The organism is Dialister histaminiformans (assembly GCF_900103425.1).
Taxonomy (GTDB): domain Bacteria; phylum Bacillota; class Negativicutes; order Veillonellales; family Dialisteraceae; genus Allisonella; species Allisonella histaminiformans.
The window spans coordinates 1-26,153 of the sequence record NZ_FMXA01000022.1 but is presented as its reverse complement, the minus strand read 5'-3'; the positions used below and the strand labels follow the sequence as shown (position 1 = coordinate 26,153).

At 47.6% G+C, this 26,153-nt stretch carries 24 protein-coding genes; 20 read left to right on the top strand and 4 right to left on the bottom strand.

The features are described 5' to 3' along the window. Positions 1-415: 415 nt before the first annotated feature. Positions 416-1,798 (bottom strand): tRNA uridine-5-carboxymethylaminomethyl(34) synthesis GTPase MnmE, encoded by a 1,383-nt coding sequence (gene mnmE, locus BLQ79_RS07130; protein WP_091365295.1) that lies wholly within the window; start codon positions 1,796-1,798, stop codon positions 416-418. Between the two features lie 109 nt (positions 1,799-1,907). On the opposite strand from mnmE, the gene BLQ79_RS07125 reads away from it, so the two are divergent. The 10 genes from BLQ79_RS07125 to BLQ79_RS07080 all read left to right on the top strand — a co-directional run bounded on the left by BLQ79_RS07125 (position 1,908) and on the right by BLQ79_RS07080 (position 12,405). Next, complete coding sequence (locus BLQ79_RS07125) at positions 1,908-2,171, top strand: hypothetical protein (RefSeq protein WP_091365293.1); 264 nt, start codon at positions 1,908-1,910, stop codon at positions 2,169-2,171. Between the two features lie 57 nt (positions 2,172-2,228). Then, positions 2,229-3,602 carry a 23S rRNA (uracil(1939)-C(5))-methyltransferase RlmD gene (gene rlmD, locus BLQ79_RS07120; protein WP_091365291.1) on the top strand — a complete coding sequence of 458 codons (1,374 nt, stop codon included), beginning with the start codon at positions 2,229-2,231 and terminating at the stop codon, positions 3,600-3,602. An 81-nt stretch (positions 3,603-3,683) separates the two neighbouring features. Next, on the top strand, positions 3,684-4,532 hold the full coding sequence (locus BLQ79_RS07115) for a DUF4357 domain-containing protein (RefSeq protein ID WP_159427876.1): 849 nt from the start codon (positions 3,684-3,686) through the stop codon (positions 4,530-4,532). Between the two features lie 362 nt (positions 4,533-4,894). Beyond that, complete coding sequence (locus tag BLQ79_RS07110) at positions 4,895-5,899, top strand: macro domain-containing protein (RefSeq protein ID WP_091365286.1); 1,005 nt, start codon at positions 4,895-4,897, stop codon at positions 5,897-5,899. A gap of 114 nt (positions 5,900-6,013) precedes the next feature. Beyond that, positions 6,014-6,649 carry a vWA domain-containing protein gene (locus tag BLQ79_RS07105; protein WP_091365284.1) on the top strand — a complete coding sequence of 212 codons (636 nt, stop codon included), beginning with the start codon at positions 6,014-6,016 and terminating at the stop codon, positions 6,647-6,649. A 636-nt stretch (positions 6,650-7,285) separates the two neighbouring features. Continuing rightward, positions 7,286-7,636 (top strand): AAA family ATPase, encoded by a 351-nt coding sequence (locus BLQ79_RS08385; RefSeq protein ID WP_234944951.1) that lies wholly within the window; start codon positions 7,286-7,288, stop codon positions 7,634-7,636. Between the two features lie 66 nt (positions 7,637-7,702). Continuing rightward, positions 7,703-7,942, top strand: a complete 240-nt coding sequence (locus tag BLQ79_RS08495) for an AAA family ATPase (protein WP_407639619.1) — start codon at positions 7,703-7,705, stop codon at positions 7,940-7,942. 361 nt (positions 7,943-8,303) lie between these two features. Continuing rightward, positions 8,304-9,611, top strand: a complete 1,308-nt coding sequence (locus BLQ79_RS07095) for a YkvI family membrane protein (RefSeq protein WP_200779855.1) — start codon at positions 8,304-8,306, stop codon at positions 9,609-9,611. A gap of 430 nt (positions 9,612-10,041) precedes the next feature. After that, positions 10,042-10,374, top strand: coding sequence for a cupin domain-containing protein (locus BLQ79_RS07085; protein WP_234944950.1), 333 nt, complete (start codon positions 10,042-10,044; stop codon positions 10,372-10,374). Between the two features lie 183 nt (positions 10,375-10,557). Beyond that, positions 10,558-12,405, top strand: coding sequence for a subtype A tannase (locus BLQ79_RS07080; protein ID WP_091365275.1), 1,848 nt, complete (start codon positions 10,558-10,560; stop codon positions 12,403-12,405). 109 nt (positions 12,406-12,514) lie between these two features. Here the strand turns inward: BLQ79_RS07080 and BLQ79_RS07075 are convergent, their stop codons facing one another. Next, entirely contained in the window at positions 12,515-12,943 is a 429-nt protein-coding gene (locus BLQ79_RS07075) for a cytochrome b/b6 domain-containing protein (protein WP_091365273.1), read from the bottom strand. A gap of 221 nt (positions 12,944-13,164) precedes the next feature. On the opposite strand from BLQ79_RS07075, the gene BLQ79_RS07070 reads away from it, so the two are divergent. From BLQ79_RS07070 to BLQ79_RS07055, 4 genes are all read left to right on the top strand, one after another. Further along, positions 13,165-13,794 carry an NAD(P)-dependent oxidoreductase gene (locus BLQ79_RS07070; RefSeq protein ID WP_200779854.1) on the top strand — a complete coding sequence of 210 codons (630 nt, stop codon included), beginning with the start codon at positions 13,165-13,167 and terminating at the stop codon, positions 13,792-13,794. A gap of 81 nt (positions 13,795-13,875) precedes the next feature. Beyond that, positions 13,876-14,316: an Rrf2 family transcriptional regulator gene (locus BLQ79_RS07065; protein ID WP_091365271.1), complete on the top strand. Its 441-nt coding sequence runs from the start codon at positions 13,876-13,878 to the stop codon at positions 14,314-14,316. Between the two features lie 155 nt (positions 14,317-14,471). Further along, on the top strand, positions 14,472-15,626 hold the full coding sequence (locus tag BLQ79_RS07060) for an NADH-dependent flavin oxidoreductase (protein ID WP_091365298.1): 1,155 nt from the start codon (positions 14,472-14,474) through the stop codon (positions 15,624-15,626). Between the two features lie 394 nt (positions 15,627-16,020). Next, entirely contained in the window at positions 16,021-18,525 is a 2,505-nt protein-coding gene (locus tag BLQ79_RS07055) for an EAL domain-containing protein (RefSeq protein WP_091365269.1), read from the top strand. A gap of 589 nt (positions 18,526-19,114) precedes the next feature. On the opposite strand, the gene BLQ79_RS07045 is transcribed toward BLQ79_RS07055, so the two are convergent. Continuing rightward, positions 19,115-19,939: a MetQ/NlpA family ABC transporter substrate-binding protein gene (locus BLQ79_RS07045; RefSeq protein WP_091365265.1), complete on the bottom strand. Its 825-nt coding sequence runs from the start codon at positions 19,937-19,939 to the stop codon at positions 19,115-19,117. A 275-nt stretch (positions 19,940-20,214) separates the two neighbouring features. Between BLQ79_RS07045 and BLQ79_RS07040 the strand changes: the two genes are divergently transcribed. The 5 genes from BLQ79_RS07040 (at position 20,215) to BLQ79_RS07020 (ending at position 23,761) form a co-directional block, all read left to right on the top strand. Continuing rightward, the gene (locus BLQ79_RS07040; protein WP_091365263.1) at positions 20,215-21,786 is read left to right on the top strand and encodes a DUF4153 domain-containing protein; all 1,572 of its coding nucleotides are present in this window, start codon (positions 20,215-20,217) and stop codon (positions 21,784-21,786) included. A gap of 70 nt (positions 21,787-21,856) precedes the next feature. Then, positions 21,857-22,180: a divalent-cation tolerance protein CutA gene (locus tag BLQ79_RS07035; protein WP_091365261.1), complete on the top strand. Its 324-nt coding sequence runs from the start codon at positions 21,857-21,859 to the stop codon at positions 22,178-22,180. A 29-nt stretch (positions 22,181-22,209) separates the two neighbouring features. Further along, entirely contained in the window at positions 22,210-22,452 is a 243-nt protein-coding gene (locus tag BLQ79_RS07030) for a DUF1653 domain-containing protein (RefSeq protein WP_091365259.1), read from the top strand. An 8-nt stretch (positions 22,453-22,460) separates the two neighbouring features. Then, positions 22,461-23,069 carry a GNAT family N-acetyltransferase gene (locus tag BLQ79_RS07025; protein WP_234944949.1) on the top strand — a complete coding sequence of 203 codons (609 nt, stop codon included), beginning with the start codon at positions 22,461-22,463 and terminating at the stop codon, positions 23,067-23,069. A gap of 29 nt (positions 23,070-23,098) precedes the next feature. Further along, positions 23,099-23,761, top strand: a complete 663-nt coding sequence (locus BLQ79_RS07020; RefSeq protein WP_091365254.1) for an alpha/beta hydrolase-fold protein — start codon at positions 23,099-23,101, stop codon at positions 23,759-23,761. 226 nt (positions 23,762-23,987) lie between these two features. On the opposite strand, the gene trpS is transcribed toward BLQ79_RS07020, so the two are convergent. Further along, positions 23,988-25,049 carry a tryptophan--tRNA ligase gene (gene trpS, locus BLQ79_RS07015; RefSeq protein ID WP_091365297.1) on the bottom strand — a complete coding sequence of 354 codons (1,062 nt, stop codon included), beginning with the start codon at positions 25,047-25,049 and terminating at the stop codon, positions 23,988-23,990. Positions 25,050-25,250: 201 nt separating this feature from the next. On the opposite strand from trpS, the gene BLQ79_RS07010 reads away from it, so the two are divergent. Next, entirely contained in the window at positions 25,251-25,730 is a 480-nt protein-coding gene (locus BLQ79_RS07010) for a peptide-methionine (S)-S-oxide reductase (RefSeq protein ID WP_091365252.1), read from the top strand. The last annotated feature ends 423 nt before the right edge of the window (positions 25,731-26,153 follow it).

The following is a 26,153-nucleotide window of genomic DNA, read 5'->3' as shown; positions in this document are numbered from 1 at the left end:
TTTCCCTCTCTGGAGAGAAAGGGGGACCATTCGCTTTAGCGGATGGTGGAAAGTAGAATGCTGTATGTTGGGATATAGGAAAGCGTGCTATTGTACGTTTGGCTCTTATTCCGCTTTAAAGCAGACCATAAGGCCGCAAGAATGGTTATGCCATTCTCGGCTCAGGATGGTGCAATCCTTGCAGATTACAGGAATGAAGCAGAATGTTCTCTTCTTGCAAAGGGCAAGAATGCAAAAGCTGATTAACGGAAGCATGCGAAACGTTTCCCTCCCTGGAATGAAGAGAATACTTTCGCGTTAAGTTGAGATGAGTAGGGCATACCAGATAAAAAATCGTCCCTGGACGTACTATTATGTACAGTCCAGGGACGATTTTTTAATCTGAGATAGGTTAATCTCCCGAATTAATCGAAATTTATTTTCCTACGCAGAAGTTCTGGAATATGGAATTAATCAGCTCATCATCCACATTTTCACCGGTGATTTCTCCCAGTTTGTGGAAGGCTTCGGTAAGATCTACCACGATGAAGTCGGCTGGCAGTTTATCAGCACAGGATTTCTGAGCCTGGTGAATCAGTTCCAGTGATTTTTCTGCCAGATCCATGTGGCGCAGGTTGGTGAGGAAGAGCTGTCTTCCTGCATCCAGGTCTTCCGTATGCATAAGTTTCTGAATCAGTTCTTCCAGCCGGTCAATGCCGCTTACGTATTGTGCAGACAGGTGGATAATTGGCGTTTCTTCAGAAATCAGGGAGCGGATTTCCGCTTCTCCTGCCTTCTGTTCCAAGTCGTACTTGTTCAGAATGACGATGGCCTTTTTTCCTTCCAGAGAGGAAAGGATGCGGCGGTCTTCATCGGTAAGGGGGACAGAGCCATCGATGACCATGAGAATTAAATCCGCTTCTTCCATGGATTTTCTGGCCCGTTCAATACCGATGGCTTCTACCTGGTTTTCTGCATCCCGGATGCCGGCTGTATCCATGAGAATGAGCGGAATGCCTCCGATACGGATGGATTCTTCAATGGTATCCCTTGTGGTACCTGGCATATCCGTGACGATGGCCCGGTCTTCCTGAAGGAGTGCATTAAGGAGACTGGATTTCCCCGCATTGGGTCGGCCGGCCAGAACAGTCTTGAATCCGTCCTGAATGAACCGACCCCGGTGGGAGCGGGTAATCAGCTGGGTAAGGGACTGATTGATTTCCTCCAGTGCTTTGCTGATTTCATCTACCGTAAGATCCTCCAGATCCTCTTCCGGATAATCAATGGTTACTTCCAGCTTGGTGATGAACTCTTTCAGCTTTTCCCGGGTTTCATGTACATATTGAGACAGGGCGCCGGAGAGGTGGCTTTCTGCCTGTACCAGGGCGGCCTGTCCTCTGGCGGTGATGATATCCATGACCGATTCGGCCTGTGCCAGGTCGATACGTCCGTTCAGAAAAGCGCGTTTGGTGAATTCGCCCTTGTCGGCGGGAACGGCGCCATGGCGGAGAGCCAGGGAAAGTACGGAGCGCAGGGCTTCTACAGAGCCGTGCATCTGGAATTCCACTACATCTTCTCCTGTATAGGAATGCGGAGCTTTCATGTACACAGCCAGTCCCCGGTCTACGATACGGTCATTATCCATGACCTTGCCGTAATACATCATATAGGGGACGGCATCGTGAAAATTATGAAGTTTCTTTGTTTCAAACATCCGGTTGGCGATTTCCGCAGCGTCAATACCGCTTAAACGGATAATGCCAATGCCACCTTCTCCGGGAGGTGTGGCAATAGCTGCAATGGTTGTCTGTTCGTACATAATGGACTCCTTTGTTTACAAACATATAGCTTATTATACCATGATTGGGCGTCTTTCACGGTTCCATGGTACACTGTAAGGCAGAGGATTAAGACAGAGGATGACAGATATGCAAACCATACAGAATCAGCTGATAAGGGAAATCCGCCGGCTCGGTCTTCCTGTGGAGTTTGCCCTGGTACTTGCCGGGGAGCTGAAGACAGAGAAAATGATACGACGCATGGTGGGGTATCTCCGCCATATGGAGGAAGCATCTCCTGAGGAAATTGCCGATGAAATGCTGGCCATACTGGCCGACAGGGATACATGGCGGGAAAAGAAAATTAATGAGTATTACAATGCCAGGTACAACAGGTACCTTAATGAAAAATAACGAAACGGCATACCCGGCAGCAGGAAGCCGGATGCAGGAAGAGAAGAGGAGAAGCAGATGAATAAACAGGGAAAATGCCCGGTAGTGCAGGGGCAGGATTACGAAGTTTCCATTACCGATCTGGGAATTCATGGAGAAGGTATAGGCAAAGTGAACGGATTTACCGTATTTGTACCGGGGGCATTGCCAGGGGAAAGGGCGGAAGTGAGAATCATCCGGGTAAAGAAGTCCTATGCTACAGGAAAGCTGGTAACCCTTAAGGAACAGACCCCGCACCGGGTGAAGCCGGAGTGTCCGGTATATGATCAGTGCGGAGGATGCCAGATTTCCCATATATCCTATGAGGAACAGCTGGCCATCAAGCATCATAGCGTAGTGAGCGTTATTGAGCGCATCGCCGGGGAGGATGGTTCTCTGGTGGAACCGGTGATTCCGGCAGCGCATCCGTTTGGGTACCGTAACAAGATGGCCATTCCGGCTGGTTTTGTGAAAGGCGTTCCTTCCCTGGGGTACTATCGCCAGGGAACTCATGATATTGTCCCCACGGCGTTCTGCAATATACAGAAAGAAGAAAATAACGAGCTGCTCCGTTTTGCCGCTGAATTTATACGCAAGCACTCCATTTCCTGTTACAACGAGAAGACTGGGAAAGGAAGCCTTCGTCATGTTATGGGCCGGGTTGGCGATGACGGAAAACTTATGGTGGTGCTCATTACTGCCACACGTGACCTGCCCTGTGAGGAAGAATGGGTCAGGGAAATGACCGAAGCTCTACCGTTTGTGGTGTCCATTTATCACAATGTGCAGGATCGGAAAGGAAATGTGATTCTCGGGAAAACCATACGGAAGCTTTATGGAAGCGATACGCTGAAAGCATCCATCGGAGCGCTCCAGTTTGAAGTGTCACCCTATTCTTTTTTCCAGGTACACAAGGAACAGGCAGAAGTGCTGTACAGCAAGGCGCTGGAATTTGCGCAGCTCACCGGAAAGGAAACGGTGATTGATGCCTACTGCGGTACCGGCACTATTTCCCTCTACCTGGCCCAGAAGGCAAAACACGTACTGGGAATAGAGATTGTGCCGGCAGCCATTGAAGATGCGAAGAAGAATGCTATAAGAAATCACGTGGAGAATGCAGATTTCATCGCTGCCGATGCCGGAGTCATTATGCCAAAGCTGTACAAACAGGGAACCCGTCCTGACGTTATCGTCATGGATCCCATCCGCGCCGGTTGCAGTGAAGAGGTACTGAAGGCGGCAGCAGGTATGGAACCAAAACGCATAGTCTACGTATCCTGCGGCCCCTCCACTTTTGCCAGAGACGCAAAGATTCTCGCACAGATGGGCTACCAGCTGAAAAAAGTCCAGCCTGTAGACATGTTCCCCCAGACTATGCACGTAGAACTGGTGGCACTGCTGGAAAGAAGGTAGAAAAGCAGATAAAAGCATAAACTCTATATAAGTAGCTTTATATAATCTGTTCATACAATTATGGTAAGGAGTGTGCAGGCCATGCGGGGCCTTAGAATTTATTTAGCTGATGGAACTTATAATGGTACCGTTACGATGAGCAGTGACTCATCCAAAATATCAGCTATCCGGGTAACCAGAGAAAATATATCGAATTATGAAAATGAATTGGGTGGGCCCGGGGTGTATCTGCTCCTCGTTGGTTCTAATGCGATATATGTAGGACAGACGGGACTGGATACGATTCAAAAAAGAATCCAGAATACTCATTCCGGGGATATCGATTCGCTGTGGCACACCGTGCTGGGGTTTAAATTTACAGATTTCACTATCAGCAGCAATGAACTGCTCTTTATTGAAAATGCCATGTGCGAATATGTATATGCGCACGGGAACCGGTGTCTGACGACTAGTCCGAAAAAAGAAAATTGTACCAGAGCGTTCAGAAAGAAACATTATCATCTCAGCGGGGTACAGATACATACCTGCGAAAATTATATTGAGGACATAAAGGCTTATATAGCTATGTTTCCAGCAGGAATATTTCCTTCTTTGCCTGAGCTGGAAGAAATATTGCACATTTCTGGGAAAAAGGTAGAAGCTACCGCGTATATATCCGGAAATCAGTTTGTAGTGTGCAAAGGCTCAGAATTCAGCATTACAGAAATGCCATCATGTTCTGTACACATCCGTAAGCACCGGAAGGAATTGATGGATGAAGGAAAAGTGCAGGCTGGACGATTTACAGAAGATGTACCTTTTAGCAGCCCCTCCGCAGCGGCAGCCTGTGTAATCGGGGGTTCAGCCAATGGATTGAAGATGTGGTTGTATCCCGATGGAAAGAGCATTAAAGAAAGAGAAGAATCCACAGGGATAAAGCAAAGGTATTGAAAAAGAGAAAATCAATAACTTAGTCAGGGGAGTGATTAAGAAAAGCGACCAGGATGGCGACTAAGTTATTGAAGGGGAAGCACAGTAACAGATTTTTCACAATCCCCCCTCAATGAGGGGAGAGCTGGTGAATCTGCTGGAACAGGAAGGGGGAATTCAGACGGGAGTATCTGTTCGAAGCAGTAATGTTTCACGTGGCGCAAATCGATAATGAGATGGCGTGTAATCATGTTCTGAAAAGAGTTCTGATTTTATGTAAAGGGCATATGTGTAATCGCTGCTTGCTCAAATCTGTTACGATAAGAGTATAGTCAGCGATTATTTTTATTGGTGGACCATAGTGGACAGCTGGAGGAGGAACCATGCCGTTTTTTATTGTCAGCGAGGATATTACGGAAATGGACGTGGATGCGGTGGTAAATGCGGCGAACACGGATCTGCGTATGGGAAGTGGGGTATGCGGGGCCATATTCCGTGCAGCCGGCAGGGAAGCAATGGAAGAGGCCTGCAGCCGGTTTCGCCCTGTGAATACCGGGGAGGCGGTGATTACTCCGGGGTTCGAGCTGCCGGCCCGGTATGTCATACACACGCCGGGGCCGGTGTATCATGAACAGAAGGCCGCCTGGTGTGAAGAGCGGCTGCGGGCTTCGTATCGGAATGCGCTGGAGCTGGCAGTGGTGCATCATTTTGAAAGTGTGGCTTTTCCGCTGATTTCCTCGGGTGCCTGCGGGTATCCGAAAGAAGAAGCCCTGCAGGTGGCGATTTCTGAAATCCGTAAATTTCTTGAAACCCATGAACTGGCAGTGTATCTGACGCTCTTTACCGAGGTGGAGATAATGCCTCTCCGGGAACAGAGGGATATGGAATGGTATCTGGCAGAGCAGTATACAGGAGATGAACCGGTATTTCATCACGGTGCGGTATATGGAGCTTTACCAGACATAGATTTTTCAGAAGGGAAATGTATCCTTCCGGAAATCGGGGCTCCGGCTGCAGGTATACCTGAGGCGTTGAGTGAACAGCTGGATGAACCGTTTAACAAAGCACTGCTGCATCTTATTGACGCTAAGGGGAAAACGGATGTGGAAGTATATAAGAAGGCCAATATCAGCCGCAAACTGTTTTCCAAAATCCGGACAGGCCGTGGATATATGCCGGGAAAGCGAACCATACTGGCACTGGCCATCGGGTTGGAATTGAACATGGAAGAAACTGAGAATCTGCTGGAACATGCCGGATTCGCACTGTCCCAGAGTATTCTGTCAGACGTCATCGTAAAATATTTCATTAGCCATAAGAAGTATGACATTTACGAAATCAATGATGCTCTGTTCCATTATCAGCAGCCACTCCTCGGTTCTGCATGAATCAGTCCTCTGCCTGAGCCGGCCTGGCTTTCATTTGTCGCCTGGAAAGCGACCCGGAGGGGCTTTCTATTCTGTATGATGAAGATAACAAGACAGGATAGGAGGTCCTTACAGATGAAAAACAACAGAACTGAACTCGTATTTATTCTTGACCGGAGTGGTTCCATGGGAGGATTGGAAACGGATACTATCGGCGGTTTCAATGCCGTGCTGAAGAAACAGCAGGCCGTGGAGGGCGACTGTCAGGTTACGACGGTCCTTTTCGATGATGAATATGAATTGCTTCATAATCAGATGGATATCCACGAAGTAAAACCCATGACCGACAAAGAGTACTACGTCCGCGGATGTACCGCACTCTATGATGCCGTGGGCCGGACCATCCATTCCATAGCCGCGGAACAGAGACCAGGTGACAAGGTACTCTTTGTCATTATTACCGATGGTTACGAAAACGCCAGTACAGAATACACAGGAAGCCAGATAAAGGCAGTCATAGAGAAAATGAAAACAGAACGAAACGGGCAGTTCGTTTTCCTGGGTGCCAACATCGACGCCGCAGAAGTGGCAGAGGAAATCGGTATCGACAGAGAAATGGCGGCTGAGTATGCAGCCGATGAGGAAGGCACCGGACTCAATTACGAGGTATTAAGTGATATGGCCATGGACCTCCGGATGTCCAAAGGATATACCGTAGGATCCGCCCCTCTTGAACGCATACGCAGGTATAAGGAAAGAAAGGAAGGATGAGCTAAAGCGCAAAGGCTGCAAAGCCTTAGACGGTTAGACAAGCAGACTTCAGACCGGGAACCGTTCCGGTTCTCTAAACTTTGTTTGCTGTCTGTGCGAATCAGAAGATTCGCAGGGTGGTATGAGCCAAGGCTCATAGGTCGGCAAGAATCCAGGTTGGATTCTCGAGACCTTGTAAAACATGCTGTTTTACAAGGGGGAGCGGAATGTTTTATTGTATAAAGGTAAGAATTCAAAAGCTCTGCAAATGGAAAGCATGCAAAACGAAGCTCCTTTCTTGAAAGAAAGGGTGGACCGACGAATGTCGGTGGATAGTTGATTCCACCTTGTTTGGCTACAGGAAAGCATGCTGATGTTCTCCCTCTGAAGTCTGAAAGGAAGCCCCACAGGTTTCCGGTCTGACGTCTGATCGTCTGGCTTGCCAGATGGTGGATAGTTGATTGCTATATGTTAGAGCATAGGGAAGAACAAAAATGTTCGATATAACCATTTCATAAAAATTTTCCGTTTCCCGACTCAAATCTCAATTCTCGTATCTCGTACCTGCCTTTTATAGCTGACTGTCTGAATCATCTGATGTCTATTTTCCTCTATGTGATGTTCTTAGTCGTGACAAGAAAGGAGAAAAAGCCGGATATGAATAGTCAGTTTATACAGGGAATACAATTCGACTGGAATAATCTGGATGAAGACAGCTATGTGAGGGACATTCAGGCATTTCAGGGACTGGAAACCCTGAAATTCAGCAAACCGGTCACTTTCTTTGTAGGAGAAAATGGAAGCGGAAAATCCACACTGCTGGAAGCCATTGCGGTGGCACATGGATTTAATCCCGAAGGCGGTACAAAGAATTATGTCTTTTCCACCTATGATGAATACCCTGAATTATGCGATGCCATACGGCTGAGTAAAGGATATCGCAAGGAAAAATGGGGAAATTTCCTTCGGGCTGAAAGTTTCTATAACGTAGCTACCCAGGAAGAATAATATGCCGATGTCGCGCATCCTTCGGCTGAATATCACAAACAGTCACATGGGGAGAGTTTTCTTGCTCTGGTACATGACAATTTCGGTGCGAATGGCCTGTATCTTCTGGACGAACCCGAAGCGGCCCTGTCGCCTCAGCGACAGCTGACACTGCTCTGGGAAATTGTCCGGTGTGTGAAGCAGGGGGCACAGTTTATCATTGCTACCCATTCCCCCCCATTCTGCTGGGAATTCCCGATGCGGATATCCTCTGTTTTGACAAGGGACCAGTTCATCGCTGCTCTTACGAAGAAACAGAGTGCGTAAAGATAATGAAATTATTCGTCAATAATCGGGAGACCGTACTGGCTAGATTGCTGTAGGGATAGTCGGGACGATGTAAAGGCGCAGAGAAGAGTCATTTCTCTGTGCTTTTATGATGCATGAGCAGTTGCAGGTCGGAGGAGGCCGACAAAAAAGTTGAAATTGTCAGCTGAAAGAGTGGCTGGCAGGTATATATCCAGGATACCTGTTTTATACGGATTTAGGATAAGACGGGAATATGATGTAGATTTAATGCGCAGAATAGTGATAAAATAAATAGATTATGTGTGTAATGTGTTTATGGTATACAGGCAAAAAATACTGTGGGCATATGTCTGGATATAGCGATTGGAGGGATATGCGTTTGAAAAAGACATACTGGAAAATTGCTTTTGCATACATAGGGGTCATTGTAGGGGCAGGGCTGTCCAGCGGGCAGGATATACTGCAATATTTTCTTAGCTTCGGAAAGAAAGGATTGCTGGGGGTGGCTTTGCTTGGCCTGCTAAATGCACTATTCGGAAAAATCATGGTAACTTTTGGGTGTTATTACAGAGAAGATTCATATGAAGGGATATTTTCCCGTATTGCACATCCAATAATAACCAGGGCGTTGGATTATGTGCTGATTGCAGGAAATTTTGTCATGGGCTTTGTCATGGTGGCGGGAGCAGGGTCAAACCTGGATCAGCAGTTTGGCATAGCTCCATGGGCTGGCGCTCTGCTCTGTTCCGTGCTTATAGTTCTGGTGGCTTTTCTGGATATAGATAAGATTACCGGGGTGCTTGGGATATTTACTCCGATTATGGCAGGAATGATTTTACTGATTACGCTGTATACTTTCTGGGGGAAAACCTATGATTTTACAGCACTGGATATGGAGGCCAGAACCATTACCCCGGTAATGAGTAATTTATGGCTTTCAACTATTAATTATTATGCTTTATGCGCAATGACCGGAGTGTCTATGGCCTTCATACTGGGCGGTTCTCTGGTGCAGTTGGGAAATGCGGAAAAGGGAGGACTCTACGGCGGGATATGTATTGGAGTTATTGTTATGGTCGCGGCTCTATCCCTCTTTGCCAATATCGATAAGGTAAAGGATGCAGATATGCCCATGCTGGCGATAGTTAATCATATTCATCCGGCACTGGCTGTTATCTATGCCGTTACCGTGTTTGCTCTGATATTCAATACGGCATTTTCCCTATTTTATTCTATTGCGGTCCGGTTTGCCGGAGGGGATACGCTGAAACTGAGAAAGTGCCTGATAGGGATTGTGATTGTCGGCTACGTATGCAGTTTCGGTGGCTTCAAACGGTTGATAGGACTTTTGTATCCTGTGCTGGGGTATATGGGGATAGTGCTGCTTGTTGTGTTGCTTATGGCCTGGATTCGGGAACGGGAAAAGATTATCTTTGAAAAAAATTCACGGAGAAAGATGATTCGAATTTCACTGAAGAAACATGATCCGGAAAAAGAAGTGTCGCCAGAGGAAAAGAAGCTGTTTCATACACTGGTGGATATAAGTCCGGCAGATTCCGAGACCCTTAAATCAGATATAGGAAAAGCGGCCAGGAGAATTCTGGATGGCACGGATGATACTAAAACGTATGCGGAGAATAATCTGCCTGTGGACCAGGATTTGCTGAAACGAAAGTTCCAAAAATAAGATAGGGTTGTTGCAGGGCATGGAGTGCAGAACTGCGCAGGAAACGGGGCAGAGCAACAGATTTGTAATTATGCCGAAAAAGCATGCTGGATCTATCAATAGAAGCATTTTCCAGGGTATAAAAGGCGACATATAATGAAAGTACAGAGGCATAAAGCGTCCATCTGTGCTTTTTTATTTTATAGTGATATCGGGGGATGGTGGCAGGGAATGAACAGAATGAACAGCCTGGAATTTTTTCACCGGAGTTTGGACGACTGAATGATGATGTGCTTTTTGGGGAAGTGTGGGCAAGGGAGGGAAAGTTATCCCTGAAACTAAGAAGCAGTGTTACCATAAGTGTGCTGATTGGCAAGAGAATCCCAGCGGATTTTTCGGACGGTGACAGCCTGACGATGCCTATGCGAAGTATTTTATCGGTAAGTCCTATTTGAATGTACTGACCAGACCGGGAGAGGCACTCACAATCTGCAATGTCACCTTTGAACCGGGATGCCGGAATAACTGGCATATTCATCATGCAACCAAAGGCGGTGGACAGATTCTTATCTGCGTAGACGGAGAAGGCTGGTATCAGGAAGAAGGAAAACCGGCACAGGCGATGAAGCCTGGTGACATTGTAGAGATTCCGGCCGGGGTAAAACACTGGCATGGGGCTAAGAAGAACAGCGGGTTCTCTCATCTGGCCTTTGAAGTTCCTGGGGAAAATACCAGTAACGAATGGCTTGAACCGGTGTCGGACGAACAGTATAACGGGTTATGATACCGACAGCTTCTGTATTCATGGTGGCCGTACACGGTTTGCTTTTTTTCAGAAAATCACATAGAATAAGGCTAATTTAATGGCGGGGCACCCGTGAATGGGGCCTGCAGCCGACGAGAATTGAATGCCGCAGACATCCTATGGTGAGTCTGCGGTTCTTTTTTTCCTGAAACAGGAGGAATTATGGTGAATCGTAAAAAAGCAGCACTGAGTCTGGCCCTTATGGCGGCGGTGGCCTTGACAGGCAGCCTGTCAGTTTATGCGTCCGAGGCGAATGCGCAGGGCAACACACCGGTCGTCACAGCGGTGGCCCAGATTCCTGAAGCATCACCATCGCTTCATGTGGACAATACGAAGTGGAATTATGATGAAACCAACGACATTTATTACCAGATTGGGCTGGTATACTGCGCAAAGCCGCAGGCCACAGAGTATGAATCATTGGCTGTGTATGTACCGGGGGTTTACATGCAGGGCGTGAAGAATCCGGACGGAACCTATACCTGCCAGATAAATCCTAAGGCAAAGGTTGGAAACTATACGGCGGTAACCGCCCCGGTGGTTATGCCGGTCAATACCGGTGGCTATGCGGCGCAGAAGGCACCATCCTCCTATGATGGCACCGGCCTTTCTACGTATCTGTCCCAGGGCTTTGTCTACGTATATGCCGGATGCCGTGGCAGAAGTAATGGCACGAATCCAGATGGGACAGCCTATGACGGCGGAGCTCTCTGGGGTGTAACGGATTTGAAGGCCGCTGTAAGATATCTGCGCTACAATGACAGTCTCGTTCCAGGAAACAAGAACCGGATTTTCACGTTCGGACACAGTGGCGGCGGTGCACAGAGCGCCCTTATGGGAGCGACCGGAGACAGCGAAATGTATATGCCTTATCTGTCTTCCATTGGCGCACTGATGAAGGATAGTCAGGGAAAACCGCTTAGCGATGCCATTGATGGGGCTATGTGCTGGTGCCCGATTACCAATCTGACGCAGGCCGATCTGTCCTATGAATGGATGATGGGGCAGTTCAGCAGTGAAGGGACCAGGGCTTATGGGACATGGACCCGGTCTTTGTCCAGGGATATGGCCAGAGCGTATGCCGACTCTCTCAACCGTATGGGACTTCGGGATGAACAGGGAAATGTCCTTACACTGACCCAGTCTGAATCAGGGATTTATATGGCCGGTCCTTACTATGATTATCTGAAGACGACCATTGAAACCTCACTGAATAATTTCCTGAAGGATAATCAGTTCCCGTTAACTACAGGGCAGAGGGATTTCCAGGTGGACGGCGCATTCCCCGGACAGGGGGCGCAGGAATCTATGGGAGGATGGACACCGCCTAAGGGGGCGCCTGTGATGTCTATGGCACAGGAAGAACCTCATACCTATAACAGTGAAAAGGAATATATTGATGCGCTGAATGGGGATAATCCATGGATTACTTACGATGAAAAGACCAATACAGCAACGATTTCTTCTGTAGAGGCTTTTGTGGAACATATGAAGCAGGCAACCAAGAGTGTAGGAGCTTTTGATGATTTGCAGAAAGCGCAGGCTGAAAATCTGCTCTTTGGAAATGGACAGAATGATGCCCTTCATTTTGATGGAAATATGACCTATTTCATGGAAAAGAGACAGAATACGTACAAGAATTACAGCGATTACGATGATTCTATCCGTCAGGCTTATGAAGGGGATATGAATAACGTGGATGCGCTGCATGTGGATACCCTGACACGTCAGCTTATGTACGATCCCATGACATTCATCCTGGTTCCTGCGGGAGAAAAGAAGCCATCTACTCTGGCTAAGCACTGGAGAATCCATACTGGGATTTCTCAGGGAGATACCGCACTGACCACAGAAGTCAACCTAGCTCTGGCACTTAAGCAGAGAAAAGACGTGGAAGATGTGGATTTTGCTACGGTGTGGGAGAAGAAACATACTATGGCCGAACGAACGGGGAGCAGTACAGGAAACTTTATCCAGTGGGTAAAAGATTCTGTAGCCAGTGAAAAATAACGAGCTTGCCTGACCGGGAAAGACAAATGAAAACAGCGGAAACAGAACTATCTTTGTAAAATGGTTCTGTTTCCGCTGTTTTGCTTTTGTAACGGTGTGTACGGTCTTCTTATCTTTTTAGCCCATGCCGTATCCAGGAGGAAAAAGCTTTCCAGTGGAAGAATACATGGCCGGCAATAAGCAGGAGCAGGATTTTAGCAAATAGTTTGTGGAGTCTTGAAATCAGGTGGGCATTGTAGGGAAGCGTGCTGCCATAGGAGGTGGTCATATAATCTGAACACAAAAAGCCGGTGAATACCGTAAAGAGAACTCCCACCAGAAGGGCCAGGTTGGCTGTGGTCCAAAGACGGCGTTTTCTGTTCCAGCGACCGCGCTTCAGAGCAGAAAACCAGCGCCGGTTGTTTATTGCGTGAATTAACACGGGAAGGAGCACCAGCACCCCGGCTATCTGGTGCCATGGACGCGGGAACAGCTTAAATCCAAAGAGGAAGAGAAACAGGCCCAGAAGTATAGTGTTAAGCAGCATACGTCGGTTCATACAGGCCTCCTTTCAAGGGGTAAGACTCCAAATAATACAAAATTTTCTATACATATTGTATCACAAGGGCGGAGGAGAGGCGTCAGTAGATAAAAGGGGAGAGGCAACGATTTTCGCCCTACATGTAATTAATGAGTTGACATGATGTAAAATGCGTGATATTATACTTGTAACATTAAGAATTACATTAAGTGGTACATAACGTACAGGAGGAAATCATCATGAAAATTGCAGTAGTAGCAGGCAACGGAAGAGCAGCACGTAAGATTATATCTGAAGCAGTAAGCAGAGGTCTGGAAGTCACCGCCTTCGGCAGAAGAGACAACAACACCGATGCACAGCATTATGTGAAGAAAGATATCTTTGATCTGACCAGAGAAGACCTGGCAGGCTTTGATGCGGTAGTGGATGCTTTCGGTGCATGGACCGAAGAAACACTTCCTATGCATAGCACATCTCTGGCTCATCTTAGCGATATCCTGTCCGGAAGTGACACCCGCCTTCTGGTGGTAGGCGGAGCAGGATCCCTCTACACGGACGCCTCCCATAAGCTGATGATTTCCGAGGCGCCGGATTTTCCGGATGATTATAAGCCGGTAGCCAACGCTATGGCTAAATCCCTGAAAGAACTCCGCCAGCGCAGCGATGTAAAATGGACTTACGTAAGCCCGGCAGCGGAGTTTGAAGCTGATGGGAAACGCACTGGCGAATATATCCTGGCTGGTGAAGAATTTACTGTGAACAGCAAGGGCGTAAGTGTTATCAGCTATGCAGATTATGCGATGGCCATGGTGGATGAAATCGTAAAGGGAAATCATATCCGCCAGCGCATCAGCGTTCTTGGAAAGTAATAAACATGACCTTGCCCATGTAATCTGCATATTGACAGGATGAACTCTGAAAGATATAGTACAGAAGACGGAGGGGATATTATGCAGATTACCAGTAGATTTACCATAGCGGTGCACATGCTTACCGCCATTGATTGTTTTAAAGAACCAGAGAAGAGAACCAGCAGCTTTCTGGCTGGAAGCATCGGGGTAAACCCGGTCATTGTCCGCAATGTGATGGGACAACTCAAGGAAGCGGGGCTTATCAGTTCCAGCCAGGGCCGAAGTGGCATGAGTCTTAAAAAGGATTTGAAGGATATAACTTTCTATGATGTCTATAAGGCCATTGATGGCATAGGCAAGGAGGGCCTGTTTCATTTCCATGAACATCCTAATATAAAGTGCTATGTAGGAAGAAATATCCACAAGGCACTGGATGGCCGGCTCAGACAGGTGCAGAAGGCCATGGAGGATGAGATGAAATCCATTACTGTGGCTGATGTAGTGAACGATGTGAAAAATCTGGCTGAACATGAAAAATAAATGAAAACGGGGAATATCAGATGGTGTTTCTCGTTTTTATGTATCCGGTATTGACCGGACAGGACGGGGTATGTACTTTTATGGCTACGGGTGAATTCTTCTGTTTGCTCCATATGCGGAAGGATTATTATCTTATTTTTGAAAGGAGAATATATATGGATTTTCTTTTTTCCCCTTATACTCTGCCCAATGGGGTAGAAATAAAAAACAGACTGGTGGTGGCCCCCATGACACACTGGGGTGCTGATGTGCACACCGGAGTCATAACCGATGCAGAACGGAATTTTCTGAAAGGCCGGGCCGAAGGTTTTGGCATGTTTATTCTGGCAGCTACACTGGTGGCCAGAGGTGGCAAGAGTTTTGCCGGGGAACCGCATGCCATATGCGAAACCGATTTGCCGAGTCTCAAAGAACGTGCCCGGATTATTCACGCACAGGGTGCGAAAGCGGTTCTTCAGATTCATCATGGCGGTTACACGGCACTGAATGATCTGCTGGATGGCATGGACAAAATTGCTCCTTCCGATGCCCGGGATATGACTATCCCGGAACAGGCACCTCAGGGGAACAAGGCGGGAACCAGAGCGGCTACAGAAGAAGAAATTGAAGGGCTGATTCATGCTTTTGCTCATGCGGCATCATTGGCCATTGAGGCTGGGTTTGATGGCGTGGAAATTCATGGAGCCAATGGTTATCTGCTGCAGCAGTTTTATTCCGGAGCATCCAACCGCCGCACCGATAAGTGGGGAGGTACCAGGGAAAAACGTATGCGTTTCCCTCTGGCCGTACTGGATGCGGTACTGGAAGCAAGAAAGGAAAGCGGACGCAATGACTTTATCGTAGGATATCGTTTCAGTCCGGAAGAACCATGGGATGATGGGCTCACCATGGAGGATACACTGGCGCTTATTGATGAACTGAAAAAGAGAAATCTGGATTATCTCCATGTATCTCTTCATGATTTCTTCGCCATGGCTCGCCGCGGTGGTAAACCTGGCGTTGAAAGAATCCGTCAGATTCATGAACGCATTGATGGAACCGTGCCTCTTATCGGGGTTGGCGGTTTAGTGACCGGGGAAAAGATTGAACAGGCAGCCACATCTGGCTGGGCGGAATTTATTGCGGTAGGTAAGGCCGTTATGGCCAATAAGAATCTGGCCATTCTGCTGAAGGAAGGTCGTCTGGATCAGATTCGGACTGAGATTGATCCGAATAACAAAGAGTACTATGGATTCCCGGCCTATCTCTGGGAGCTGGAAGGAAAGGGACTCGCATTTCTCCCGCCCCTGAAGAAAGGCAAGAAGAACTAAAGTGCAGTCCCAAAGTATGCCAGGCAAGTAAACAACAAAGAAATGAAAAAGCGACAGGGAAAATCCTGCCGCTTTTTTATTATCTGAAAGTGAAACATGTGAAAAGAATACAAAAGAATACAACACCACAAACTCCAGAGTAAGGACATCCAGACGATTTTCCATCGGCTTGTCCGCTGTGCAGGATTGCGGATTATGAGCTTTAGAGCATCTATTCATGTACTTTTACTTATCTGTGGTTTATAATAAGGTAGACAATAAAGACTGCAGTGATATATGGGATGGAGGGCGAAACCACCCTGTCAGCATGATGTTGGTATGGCGTTTTTCGGGGACCTCTTTTCTTTGCATAAGTATGCATATTGTCTCTTTGGTAAACCGGGGGGGATAGACAATGGAAAATTATATTCTGGAGCATTTTGACGAAGCTTTAAAAAATAAATGGATAGAGGTCTATTATCAGCCAGTAGTAAGAACCATTACAGGCGCTTTTTGTGGTGCCGAAGCCTTGGCGCGTTGGAATGATCCGGAAAAAGGTCTACTGTCCCCGGCGGAATTTATTCCGGTATTGGAAAATACGGGAAGAATTACGGAGCTGGATCTCTATATGCTGGAACAGATATGTCAGGATTATCAGATGGTTTCCAAAAGAGGCAATCGTGTGGTTCCGGTATCCTTTAATCTGTCCCGCAAAGATTTGCTTCATAATGATATTATCGAGCGTATAGAGGCCATCATGGCCAGATATAATGTGCCACGGGAACTCGTTAATGTGGAAATCACAGAAAGTGCATTTGTAGAGGATGTGGAACGAATCGGTCCGGTTCTGAAAAAGCTCCATGAGCTGGGATATCAGGTATGGATGGATGATTTTGGCTCCGGGTATTCTTCTCTTGGCATACTGAAAGACTATTCCTTTGATGAAATAAAAATCGATATGAGCTTTCTTTCAAAATTTGATAAGAAAGCCAGAAATATCATCCGTTCTGTAGTGACCATGGCCAAACGAATCGGTGTGCAGACCCTGGCAGAAGGGGTGGAAACTAAAGAACAGTATGTTTTTCTCTATACGATTGGTTGTGAAAAGATTCAGGGCTATTATTTTGGCCGGCCCATGCCGGGGGATGTGCTGGAGCAGCATGTAAAGGATACACAGCAGACGGTGGAATCTCTGGCCCTGCAGAACTACTATAATAAAATAAGCGCAGTTGATTATCAGACCGATGCTCCGCTTATGATTATTGAAAAGAGTAAGAAGAAATTTCATATCCTGTACAGCAATAAAAAGTATACGGATGTACTTCGCCGGGATGGCATAGACAGTCTGCAGCAGTGGGAAGCTATACTGAATGACCCAAAAGATTCGATGAACCATTTCCATACCATGTTTGTGGAGCATAAGCTTCAGCAGATAGGAGAAGAACAGGTCATTACCTATCCACGGGGCGACCATTACATGGAACTCAAGGGCAAGGCTATCGCCTCCTGTGAGGGGCATACGGCATACCAGGCAGAGCTCCGGTATGTGGCCATTCATGTAAGGCCCAGTGAAAATGACCAGCTCGATGAGTATCTCCGGGATACGTATTATATGTACAGTGATATGGCTTTACTGGATTTGGATAAGGATGAGGTTGTCAGCATAAAATCCTCCATAGCAGAGCAGCCCATAGGCAGGCATAAGGTGATTTATGGAATCCAGAATGTGATGGACACCTACAGAAATCATTTTGTTTATCCGGCGGATCAGGAGGCATATGATGCCTTTTATCAGATGTCTACTATGGAACAGCGGCTGCGTCAAAATAAGAATGGGATAATTTCCTGTTATTTCCGCAGTAAAAAGAACGGGGAATATCAGTGGGCATATAATATCGCTATGGCGCTGCCCCAGTCAGATTTCCGAAAAGTATTGCTCATGGTTATGCATCCCGGGTTCAATTCGGAAAAACTGCTGGATATGCTCAGCCGTCGGAAAGACTGGATGAACCGGGGGGAAATCAAAACGCTGAAAGGAAAAGATTCCACCGCTGACGTATTGTGGGCCAATCTGTGCATGAATTCTCCGCTCATGTGCTTCTGGAAGGATAAAAACCGCCGGTTTGCCGGGGCGAGCCAGAGCTTTCTGCGATATTACGGGTTATCTTCTGTGGATGAACTGGTAGGAAAAACCGATGAAGATATGCACTGGCATATTGCGAACGGCCCGTTTCATGACGATGAGGTGGAGGTACTCACGCAGGGGAAATCGATTATTGGAGCCAGAGGAACCTGTATCGTGGGTGGGAAACTCCATCATATTCTGGCTAATAAGATGCCGGTATACGAGGATGGCAAGATTGTCGGTCTTCTGGGATTCTTTGTGGATTTGGAACAGCAGCTTGCAGATGAGAAAAATTATACAAAGGGTCGATTGGAAGATCCGATAACCGGGCTGAATAACCTTTGCGGGCTGGCAGAAAATATGAATCACTACCTGGAAGAATTCTGGCATCATGGCAGGAAATTCTGCGTTATGGGATTCTATATTAAGGAGTATGAACCATTCCGCAGAACGTTTGGGGATACGGCAGGCAATGCGTATCTTAAGGCAATCGGTCAGGTGTTGCAGGATGTGTTTGATCACAGGGCTATTCTTGCCTATGTAATTGATGGACAGTTCTATGTGATTATGCAGTATGAGAACCCGGCGGATATGCAGCAGATTCAGCAGGAAGCTATCCAGCATATAGAATCCATTCATCATGTAGGAGAGTGGCGCTGTACCTGTACGGCAAAACCTACCTTGTCCTATGTGAATGAAAAAAATGCCGGAGTGTTCAGGTATGAACAGCTGATGTACCAGTTTATGCAGGAGCTGGGAAAGGCAGATGGAGAAATGGAACCGGAGGGCAGATAAGCGGTGAAAAAGGCCAGAATCTGAGTAAGGCAGATATTGAACAGCATAAAGGTTTCAGAGTATGAGCCAGCGGGTTATCACTGGCTCATATTTTTTGCGGTCATAGCCGGCAGGAACCTGGCCTTTCTGAGAAAAGTGCTCTGTCACAGATTCAGACGGAAGTGGATCCGGTCAGAAAAGAATACTATGGTTTCACGGATAAAATCCGGGAACTGGAAGAAAGCGGCCTATCCTGGGTACTACCGCTGAAAAAATAAGAAGAGCAGGACGACCGTAAGGCCTCAGGAAATCAGATCGTTCTAAGAAAAAATAAGTGGAGCCTATAGACCGAAAGCCTTAGGGATTTGCGTATAGCAGGCGTAACCTTGCGAGGGTTCCGTTCATGAGAAAGCCTGGCATGAAATTTTCATGCCAGGCTTTTTATTGTGCTTATACCCAGGAGGCTATTTGCAGAATCCCCTTACGAAAGTCGAAGACTCCCATACCGCCCTGGACATTTGACGTCAGACCATAGCCCTGATACAGCTTACAGCCCATTAGTCAAAATAAAAACCGCATGGGGATTCCATGCGGTTTTTGTGTTAGCTCATCAGAATGCCGGTACCAGGGTATCTGCGTAATTATCTTCAATGTACTTCTTGGTTTCCGGGCTCTGGAAAATCTTTACAAACTTCTTGTAGGTCGGATTATCCTTATCCTTAGCGCGGGTAGCGATAATGTTGATGTATGGGCTGGTGTCATCTTCCGTAGCGATGGCTGTCTTTGGATCCAGCTTAGCGGATACAGCATAGCCGCCGTTGATTACGGATGCATCGCAGTCATCCAGTGCACGTGGGAGCTGTGGGGCTTCCAGTTCTACAATCTTGATGTTCTTCGGATTGGTTGCGATATCTGCCGTGGTAGCCTTGGTCGGGTCGGTCCCGTTCTTCAGGGTGATCAGCCCCTGCTTGGACAGAAGAAGCAGCGCACGTCCTTCATTGGACGGATCGTTTGGAACCGCAATGGATGCTCCGTTTGGAAGTTCAGCGAGAGACTTGTGCTTCTTGGAATATACGCGGAGTGGAGCCAGGTAAGTGTTGCCGATGGATACCAGGTCGGTGCCATTCTTTTGATTGAATGCATCGAGGAATGGACCGTGCTGGAAGGAGTTGACATCAATGTCGCCCTGAGCCAGTGCCTGGTCTGGTGTTACATAATCGCCAAAGGATACGACCTTGACGTGGAGGCCCTGTTTTTCTGCCTGCTTAGCTACGAATTCAACTACATCTTCGCTGTATCCGGCGGTGGTACCTACGGAAATGGTATCCGATTCGCCGGAAGCGGAGCTTGCTGCATCGTTGCCTCCGCAGCCATAAAGGAAAAGGGCAGCGCCGACTGCTGCGGCGGAAATAATTAAAGTTTTCTTCAGATTCATAATGAGCCTCCTCAATGTATTTCAATAGGAATTGTTTTATAGGGAATGTCGGGAAATCCTTCCATGCCTGAAAGAGGAGCATCTGGGGGATTTCCCTCTCAACGTGAAGTTGATGGGTAAATAGTATCATCGGCCCTGTAGCCAGTCAATGAAGAAATAAACAATGAATTGATATGTCGTAAAGCTATATCAGGAGAGGAGCATGGGAAAATAAGAGAAACAGCCATGATACAATAGCAATAGTTAAGGTGAAATGATATGAGGGAGGATAAGCTATGGGAAAACTGTGGCAATGGGGGATATATTGGCTTGGCAGGGCAAAGCAGGGGGTGGTGCGTTTTCGCTCGGCTTCTCTCTGGGGGTTCCTGCTTTTTCTCTGCTGGTCCGGTATGTCTGTCTGGCATAAAGAGGATATCCTGTATCTCAGCCTGTTCTTTTCCCTGGCAGCGACTATGCTGTTGGCTGCCGGGTGGGAATTTATGCAGGAGGAGCGGGCCGGCGGAAGAAATGAAATTATCAGATATATTCCGCCGGCCCTGCTGTGTATACTGCTCTGGGGAGGTCTTAACGTCCTTGAGGTGAAAGAATATGTCATTATGGCCGGGCTGGGGCTGATTACCGCTTTTATGAGCATGAATCTGTATGTGGTGTCGCGAAATCACCGCGCTGGCCTGTTTCCTATCCTGTTCCTGGGGGCTCTTCAGGCCGCCGGGGTCAGTATCCTGTCCATGGCGGCACTTTCCCTCTGTCTGGCTGCGGTGGATGCTATGCTGGTTTCCCTTCCCTGGTACTGGTGGAGTATGGCGGCCGCCTGTTCTATCTGTATTGTCGGATGGAACTGGTTTCTTGCGTCCATTCCGGAGGAGAATGCGCCTCTGAGGGTTCCTTCGTCGCTTAAGAAGCTGTGTCAACGGGTTCTTTTTCCGGTGTATGGGCTGTATCTGCTTATACTTTATGTCTATATCGGGAAAATTCTGTGGCTTGGCACAATGCCTTCCGGGACTATGAACTGGTTCGGTACACTGGCACTTCTAGGATATGTGCTTTTCTATTTCCTTCTGGGAGAAACAGAAGAAGTAAAAGGAAAATCCTTTTTTCTGTATATTGGAATGACACTTCTTCCCATAGTGACTGTGCAGCTGCTGGGGGTGTATATCCGTTATGAGGCGTATGGGCTTACTACGCTGCGATATCTCTCCATGGCATGTACCGTCTTTGGTCTGGCTTCCCTTTTTCAGGGCATGCGGAGAAAACCTATCCGGAATCTGTGGCTGCTGGCCTCTGCACTGGCTCTGCTGGTGACGGTTACGCCGGCTAATGCCATTGATGTACCGGTGCAGAATCAGAAGGGACGCCTGTATGGAGCACTGAAATATGCAAATATGGTTCAGGATGGCCGCATTGTAGAGGGAAAGCCGGAAGAACATACGAGGCAGCAAATACGATCCGCCTGGCAGTATATCCGGCGAAGCCCTGCCGTATATGCGGACAGGGAAGTGAAGGCGCTGGCAGACTCTCCGGTATTGGCCCGGCTGGGGGCGGAAGATTCAGCGGAACAAATCCGGGTGGTACATGCGGATTCAGTGACCATAAAGGCCAAAGGGGCATCGGCGGTGACCTGGTTTGAGGAACCCGTGGCTTCAGATGGCACATTGACTGTGCAGGGGGCCAAAGGGAAGGAAACGTTTTCTGTTTCTCCCTTTACCAAACAGGTTCTGCAGGAGGTATACGACGGCCGCCGGCCGAACATGGAATACAGTCCCCGTCCGGGCTGCCGGCTGTTATTCCTTGAGATTACCTTTCAGGAGGGCCGGGCGGTTCTGGTACAGGGGATGTTGGCAGAGTAAGGAAATCTGTGGATTGTACGCGGTATAATGAGTAAAGAAATATGTTTACAGAAAAGAGATGCACTGGATAATGAAGCAGTATAAAGTACAGGTATATCTTCCACCGGAAGCGTTATATGATATCCGGGATGCCGTGGTGAAGGCCGGCGGTGGAGTGATTGGTAATTACAGCGGATGCATGAGCTGGTGGGAAGTACAGTCCTGCTGGCGGTCGGAGGAAGGGGCGGTTCCCTACAACGGAGAGGTGGGGGAACTGACGGAAGGTACCGAATTTCTTCTCGAATTCCGATGCGATGAAGCGCATATCCGGGCTGCCGTAAACCGCATTAAGGAAGTACATCCTTATGAACGCCCGGTTATCAACGTATTCCTTCTGGATGACTTATCGTTCTGACAAGGGAGAAATACAAGGCGGGAGAAACTATGGAAAACACAAGAGTACAGCCAGTACATGGCGAAATATGGAAACATTTCAAGGGTAATTTTTATGAGATACTGGAGTGTCCGGTGGTGCACACAGAAACCCGGGAAGCCTATGTGGTATACCGCGCCCTGTATGGGGATTTTGGAGTTTTCTGCAGACCGCTTACTATGTTTATGTCCCCGGTGGATCATGAAAAATATCCGGAAGCACAGCAGACCTGGCGTTTTGAAAAATATAAGTGAGGCAGCTATTGAAAAACAGAAATATAACGTTGCGGATGGCCGTACCAGACGATGCAAAGGCCCTGGTGGCTGTTTATGCTCCTTATGTGCTGCATACCGCAGTGACATATGAATATGAGGTTCCTTCCGCAGACGAGTTCAGGCAGCGCATTGCTCACACGCTGGAGAACTATCCCTATGTGGTGGCAGAAGTGGATGGGGAAATAGCCGGATATGCTTATACCGGTCGTCTCGGAGTACGTGCCGCTTTTGCCTGGGCGGCGGAGACATCCATCTATATCCGGGAAGATATGCATGGTCTGGGGATAGGCAGGAAACTGTATGATGCATTGGAGAAATTTTCTCAGGTGCAGCATATTGTAACGCTCCATTCCGCCATTGCCTGGTCGGACGATGTGGATGATCCGTGGCTTACCCGGGGAAGCCCGGCCTTTCACCGTCATCTGGGCTTTACGGAAACCGCACATTTCAGGCATTGTGGTTATAAATTTGATCGCTGGTACGATTTGCTGTGGATGGAAAAGACATTGGGGACACTGCCGGAAAAGCCGAAACCCTTCCGGCCGCTTCCCGTGCTTACCAAAGAGGAATGCAGCGCCTGTCTTGACAGAAAATAAAGCAGAATAAGGACACAGGAGGAAATGCAATGGCCAATATTGTATGGGGAAATACGAAAGCCAGCCGATGGGTTATCCAGTTGGGTGATTCCCATGACAGGGATGTCCTGGAAGCTGAATATGAGCAGATAAAGCAGCAGATACCTGCTGAGGAATGGTGTTTTGTCTTTATTCCGGTAAAAGACTGGTTTTCCGATCTTACACCATGGGCAGTGCCTCCCGTATGGGGAAAGCAGGCGTTTGGAGACGGAGCGGCACAGACCCTGAAAATTCTTCTGGAAGAGGAGATTCCCTGCCTGGAAGATGAGTATGGTAAACAGGAAAGGCGGCAGTATATCTTAAGCGGTTACTCTCTGGCGGGGCTTTTTGCTCTCTGGGTCGGTATGGAAACGAACTTTTTCCGTGGCATTGCCGCCGTATCGCCTTCCCTCTGGTATCCTGGCTGGAAGAAATATATGGAAAGCCACACACCAAAAGCTAGGGCCATCTATTTGAGCCTTGGGAAAAAAGAAGAAAAAGTAAGAAATCAGATTATGAAACAGGTGGGCGACGTGGTCAGGATGCAGCATGAGCAGCTGGAAAAGGCAGGTATAGCAACTGCCTTGGAGTGGAATGAGGGCAATCATTTCCAGGACAGTGAAAAACGACTCGCTAAGGGGATAGCCTGGGTTTTAAAACAAAAGGCGCTCTGAGAGCCGGATGTCAGGCAATGCCTGCAAGAAAAACGTATCGGCCTTTAGACAACAAAAAAGCGGCAGGAATTTTCCTGTCGCTTTTTGATATTGTTGGGGAATAAAGGAAAGAGTGACTGTGCGAGCCGATGGCTCGCAGGGCTGTATGGGATTGCAGGAGTGAAGAAGAGTGTCTTCTTAAAAACTTTCCGATGCCTCCCTTAAACCTTCTGACTCTAACCTGTTTTTACTTCAGCAGATTATCATTGGTGAAATAATCAATGCGCATAGATGCCTTGACTTCGTCCAGTGTCTGCTGAGCTTTGGCTGCCGCCTTAGCGCTGCCTTCTTTCAGAATTTCATATACTTCCGGCAGGCGTTCTTCCCAGTATGCACGGCGTTCACGGATAGGACGGAGTTCTTCCTGCAGCACCTTGTTGAGGAATTTCTTAATCTTTACATCTCCCAGTCCACCGCGCTGATAATGGGCTTTCAGTTCATCCAGATTCTTGTATTCCGGCCAGTATTTTTCAAAGGAATCCGGCTTGATGAATGCGTCCAGATAAGTGAAGACGGTGTTTCCTTCAATATGGCCCGGATCGCTGACTTTGAGGTGTGTCGGATCGGTATACATGGACATAACCTTCTGCTGTACTGTCTTTTCATCATCAGCCAGGTAAATGCAGTTGCCCAGAGATTTGGACATCTTGGCCTTGCCGTCCAGACCTGGAAGGCGGAGGCGGGCTGCATTTTTGGACAGATAGATTTCCGGCATGGTCAGCGTTTCGCCATACACTTCATTGAACTTATGAACTATTTCACGGCACTGTTCCAGCATCGGTTCCTGGTCTTCGCCTACCGGTACGGATGTAGCATGGAATGCGGTAATATCTGCGGCCTGGCTGATTGGATAGCAGAAGAAACCAACCGGTACACTGGCTTCAAAATTCTTCTGCTGGATTTCCGCTTTAACGGTAGGATTGCGCTGTACGCGGGATACGGTAACCAGGTTCATGTAGTATACCGTCAGTTCAGCCAGAGCAGGAACCTGAGACTGAATGAAAATGGTGGCTTTGGATGGGTCAATGCCTACTGCCAGATAGTCCAGAGCTACCTGCATAATGTTCTGGCGTACCTTTTCTGGGTTGTCCGCATTGTCGGTGAGTGCCTGTGCGTCGGCAATCATGAAATAAATTTCATCAAATGCGCCGGTATTCTGCAGCTTCACACGTTCAGAAAGAGAGCCTACATAATGGCCGATATGAAGGCGTCCTGTCGGGCGGTCGCCTGTGAGGATAATTTTTTTCATAAATATTCTGACTCCTTTAGGTTTATCAACAAGTATTGAATCTATTATAACACGCCGGCAGGAAAACACGGGAGACTGCAGCGATGACAGACGCTGAAAAATCAGTGCATTCATGAAATGTCAACCTCAATTTGCCATAATAGGTAAACTATAGCAGAATACAGATATAAACGCATCGTTGAGTCAAATGAGGGAGGAACTATGCAGACGGTTTATCTGGCGGGAGGCTGTCTCTGGAGTGTACAGTATTTTATGAATACAATTCCGGGGGTTGTTGCCACGGAAGCAGGGCGCGCCAATGGGAAGACCGATTCCCTGTCTTCGCCCTATGACGGGTATGTGGAATGTGTCAAGGTGACGTATGATGAGAAACAGATTTCCGCCAGAGAGCTGACGGGACATCTGTTTGAAATCATCGACCCGTACAGTATCAATCATCAGGGAATGGACTACGGAGAAAAATACCGCACCGGGGTGTATAGCACAGATGAAAATGTACTGAAAGAGGCCAGGCAGTTTATAGCGGAGAGACCAGATGCCGACCGCATTCAGGTAGAGGTCAGGCCACTTACCCAATACGTCCCCAGTGCGCCTGAACACCAGAACCATCTGGAAAGGCATCCGGAAGATCACTACCTGTGCAGTATCCCCTGGAGCCTGCTTAGAAAGTACCGAAGATAAGCGAAGATAAACTTCGCTGAAAGCCGGTGTAAAGCCCGGAAAGCTGACAAAAGAAAAGCTTGCAAAACAAAGCTCCTTTTTTAAAAGAGTAGTATCATGACTATGTTTGGTCGTTATTGGATGTAAATCCATATTTCCTGTAGTTTCATATAAAGGAAAGCAGAAGGATATTACAAATTTTTCCTTTCTGGAGAGAGAAGGGAATCGAAGGGGTGCGAACTTTGTCTGCTGTCGGCAAATTCCTATGGAATTCGGGATGGTGTGAAGCGGAATGTTCTATTCTTGCAAAGGGCAAGAATGCAAAAGCTGATTAACGGAAGCATGCAAAACGTTTTCCTCTCTGGAGAGAGAGGAGGGCCATCGTAGATGGCGGAGAGTTGATTCCTGTATGTGCATCGTAAGGAATTATAGGTAAAGCTCCTG

Bases quoted from the DNA above. Each gene is read 5' to 3' on its own strand.
- BLQ79_RS07010 (WP_091365252.1), top strand. From the start codon at position 25,251: ATGCAGACGGTTTATCTGGCGGGAGGCTGTCTCTGGAGTGTACAGTAT.
- BLQ79_RS07040 (WP_091365263.1), top strand. From the start codon at position 20,215: ATGGGAAAACTGTGGCAATGGGGGATATATTGGCTTGGCAGGGCAAAG.
- mnmE (WP_091365295.1), bottom strand. From the start codon at position 1,798: ATGTACGAACAGACAACCATTGCAGCTATTGCCACACCTCCCGGAGAA.
- BLQ79_RS07075 (WP_091365273.1), bottom strand. From the start codon at position 12,943: ATGAACCGACGTATGCTGCTTAACACTATACTTCTGGGCCTGTTTCTC.
- BLQ79_RS07020 (WP_091365254.1), top strand. From the start codon at position 23,099: ATGGCCAATATTGTATGGGGAAATACGAAAGCCAGCCGATGGGTTATC.
- BLQ79_RS07030 (WP_091365259.1), top strand. From the start codon at position 22,210: ATGGAAAACACAAGAGTACAGCCAGTACATGGCGAAATATGGAAACAT.
- BLQ79_RS07110 (WP_091365286.1), top strand. From the start codon at position 4,895: ATGCCGTTTTTTATTGTCAGCGAGGATATTACGGAAATGGACGTGGAT.
- BLQ79_RS07080 (WP_091365275.1), top strand. From the start codon at position 10,558: ATGGTGAATCGTAAAAAAGCAGCACTGAGTCTGGCCCTTATGGCGGCG.
- trpS (WP_091365297.1), bottom strand. From the start codon at position 25,049: ATGAAAAAAATTATCCTCACAGGCGACCGCCCGACAGGACGCCTTCAT.
- BLQ79_RS07105 (WP_091365284.1), top strand. From the start codon at position 6,014: ATGAAAAACAACAGAACTGAACTCGTATTTATTCTTGACCGGAGTGGT.
- BLQ79_RS07060 (WP_091365298.1), top strand. From the start codon at position 14,472: ATGGATTTTCTTTTTTCCCCTTATACTCTGCCCAATGGGGTAGAAATA.
- BLQ79_RS07115 (WP_159427876.1), top strand. From the start codon at position 3,684: ATGCGGGGCCTTAGAATTTATTTAGCTGATGGAACTTATAATGGTACC.
- BLQ79_RS07035 (WP_091365261.1), top strand. From the start codon at position 21,857: ATGAAGCAGTATAAAGTACAGGTATATCTTCCACCGGAAGCGTTATAT.
- BLQ79_RS07125 (WP_091365293.1), top strand. From the start codon at position 1,908: ATGCAAACCATACAGAATCAGCTGATAAGGGAAATCCGCCGGCTCGGT.
- BLQ79_RS07055 (WP_091365269.1), top strand. From the start codon at position 16,021: ATGGAAAATTATATTCTGGAGCATTTTGACGAAGCTTTAAAAAATAAA.
- BLQ79_RS07045 (WP_091365265.1), bottom strand. From the start codon at position 19,939: ATGAATCTGAAGAAAACTTTAATTATTTCCGCCGCAGCAGTCGGCGCT.
- rlmD (WP_091365291.1), top strand. From the start codon at position 2,229: ATGAATAAACAGGGAAAATGCCCGGTAGTGCAGGGGCAGGATTACGAA.
- BLQ79_RS07070 (WP_200779854.1), top strand. From the start codon at position 13,165: ATGAAAATTGCAGTAGTAGCAGGCAACGGAAGAGCAGCACGTAAGATT.
- BLQ79_RS07065 (WP_091365271.1), top strand. From the start codon at position 13,876: ATGCAGATTACCAGTAGATTTACCATAGCGGTGCACATGCTTACCGCC.
- BLQ79_RS08385 (WP_234944951.1), top strand. From the start codon at position 7,286: ATGAATAGTCAGTTTATACAGGGAATACAATTCGACTGGAATAATCTG.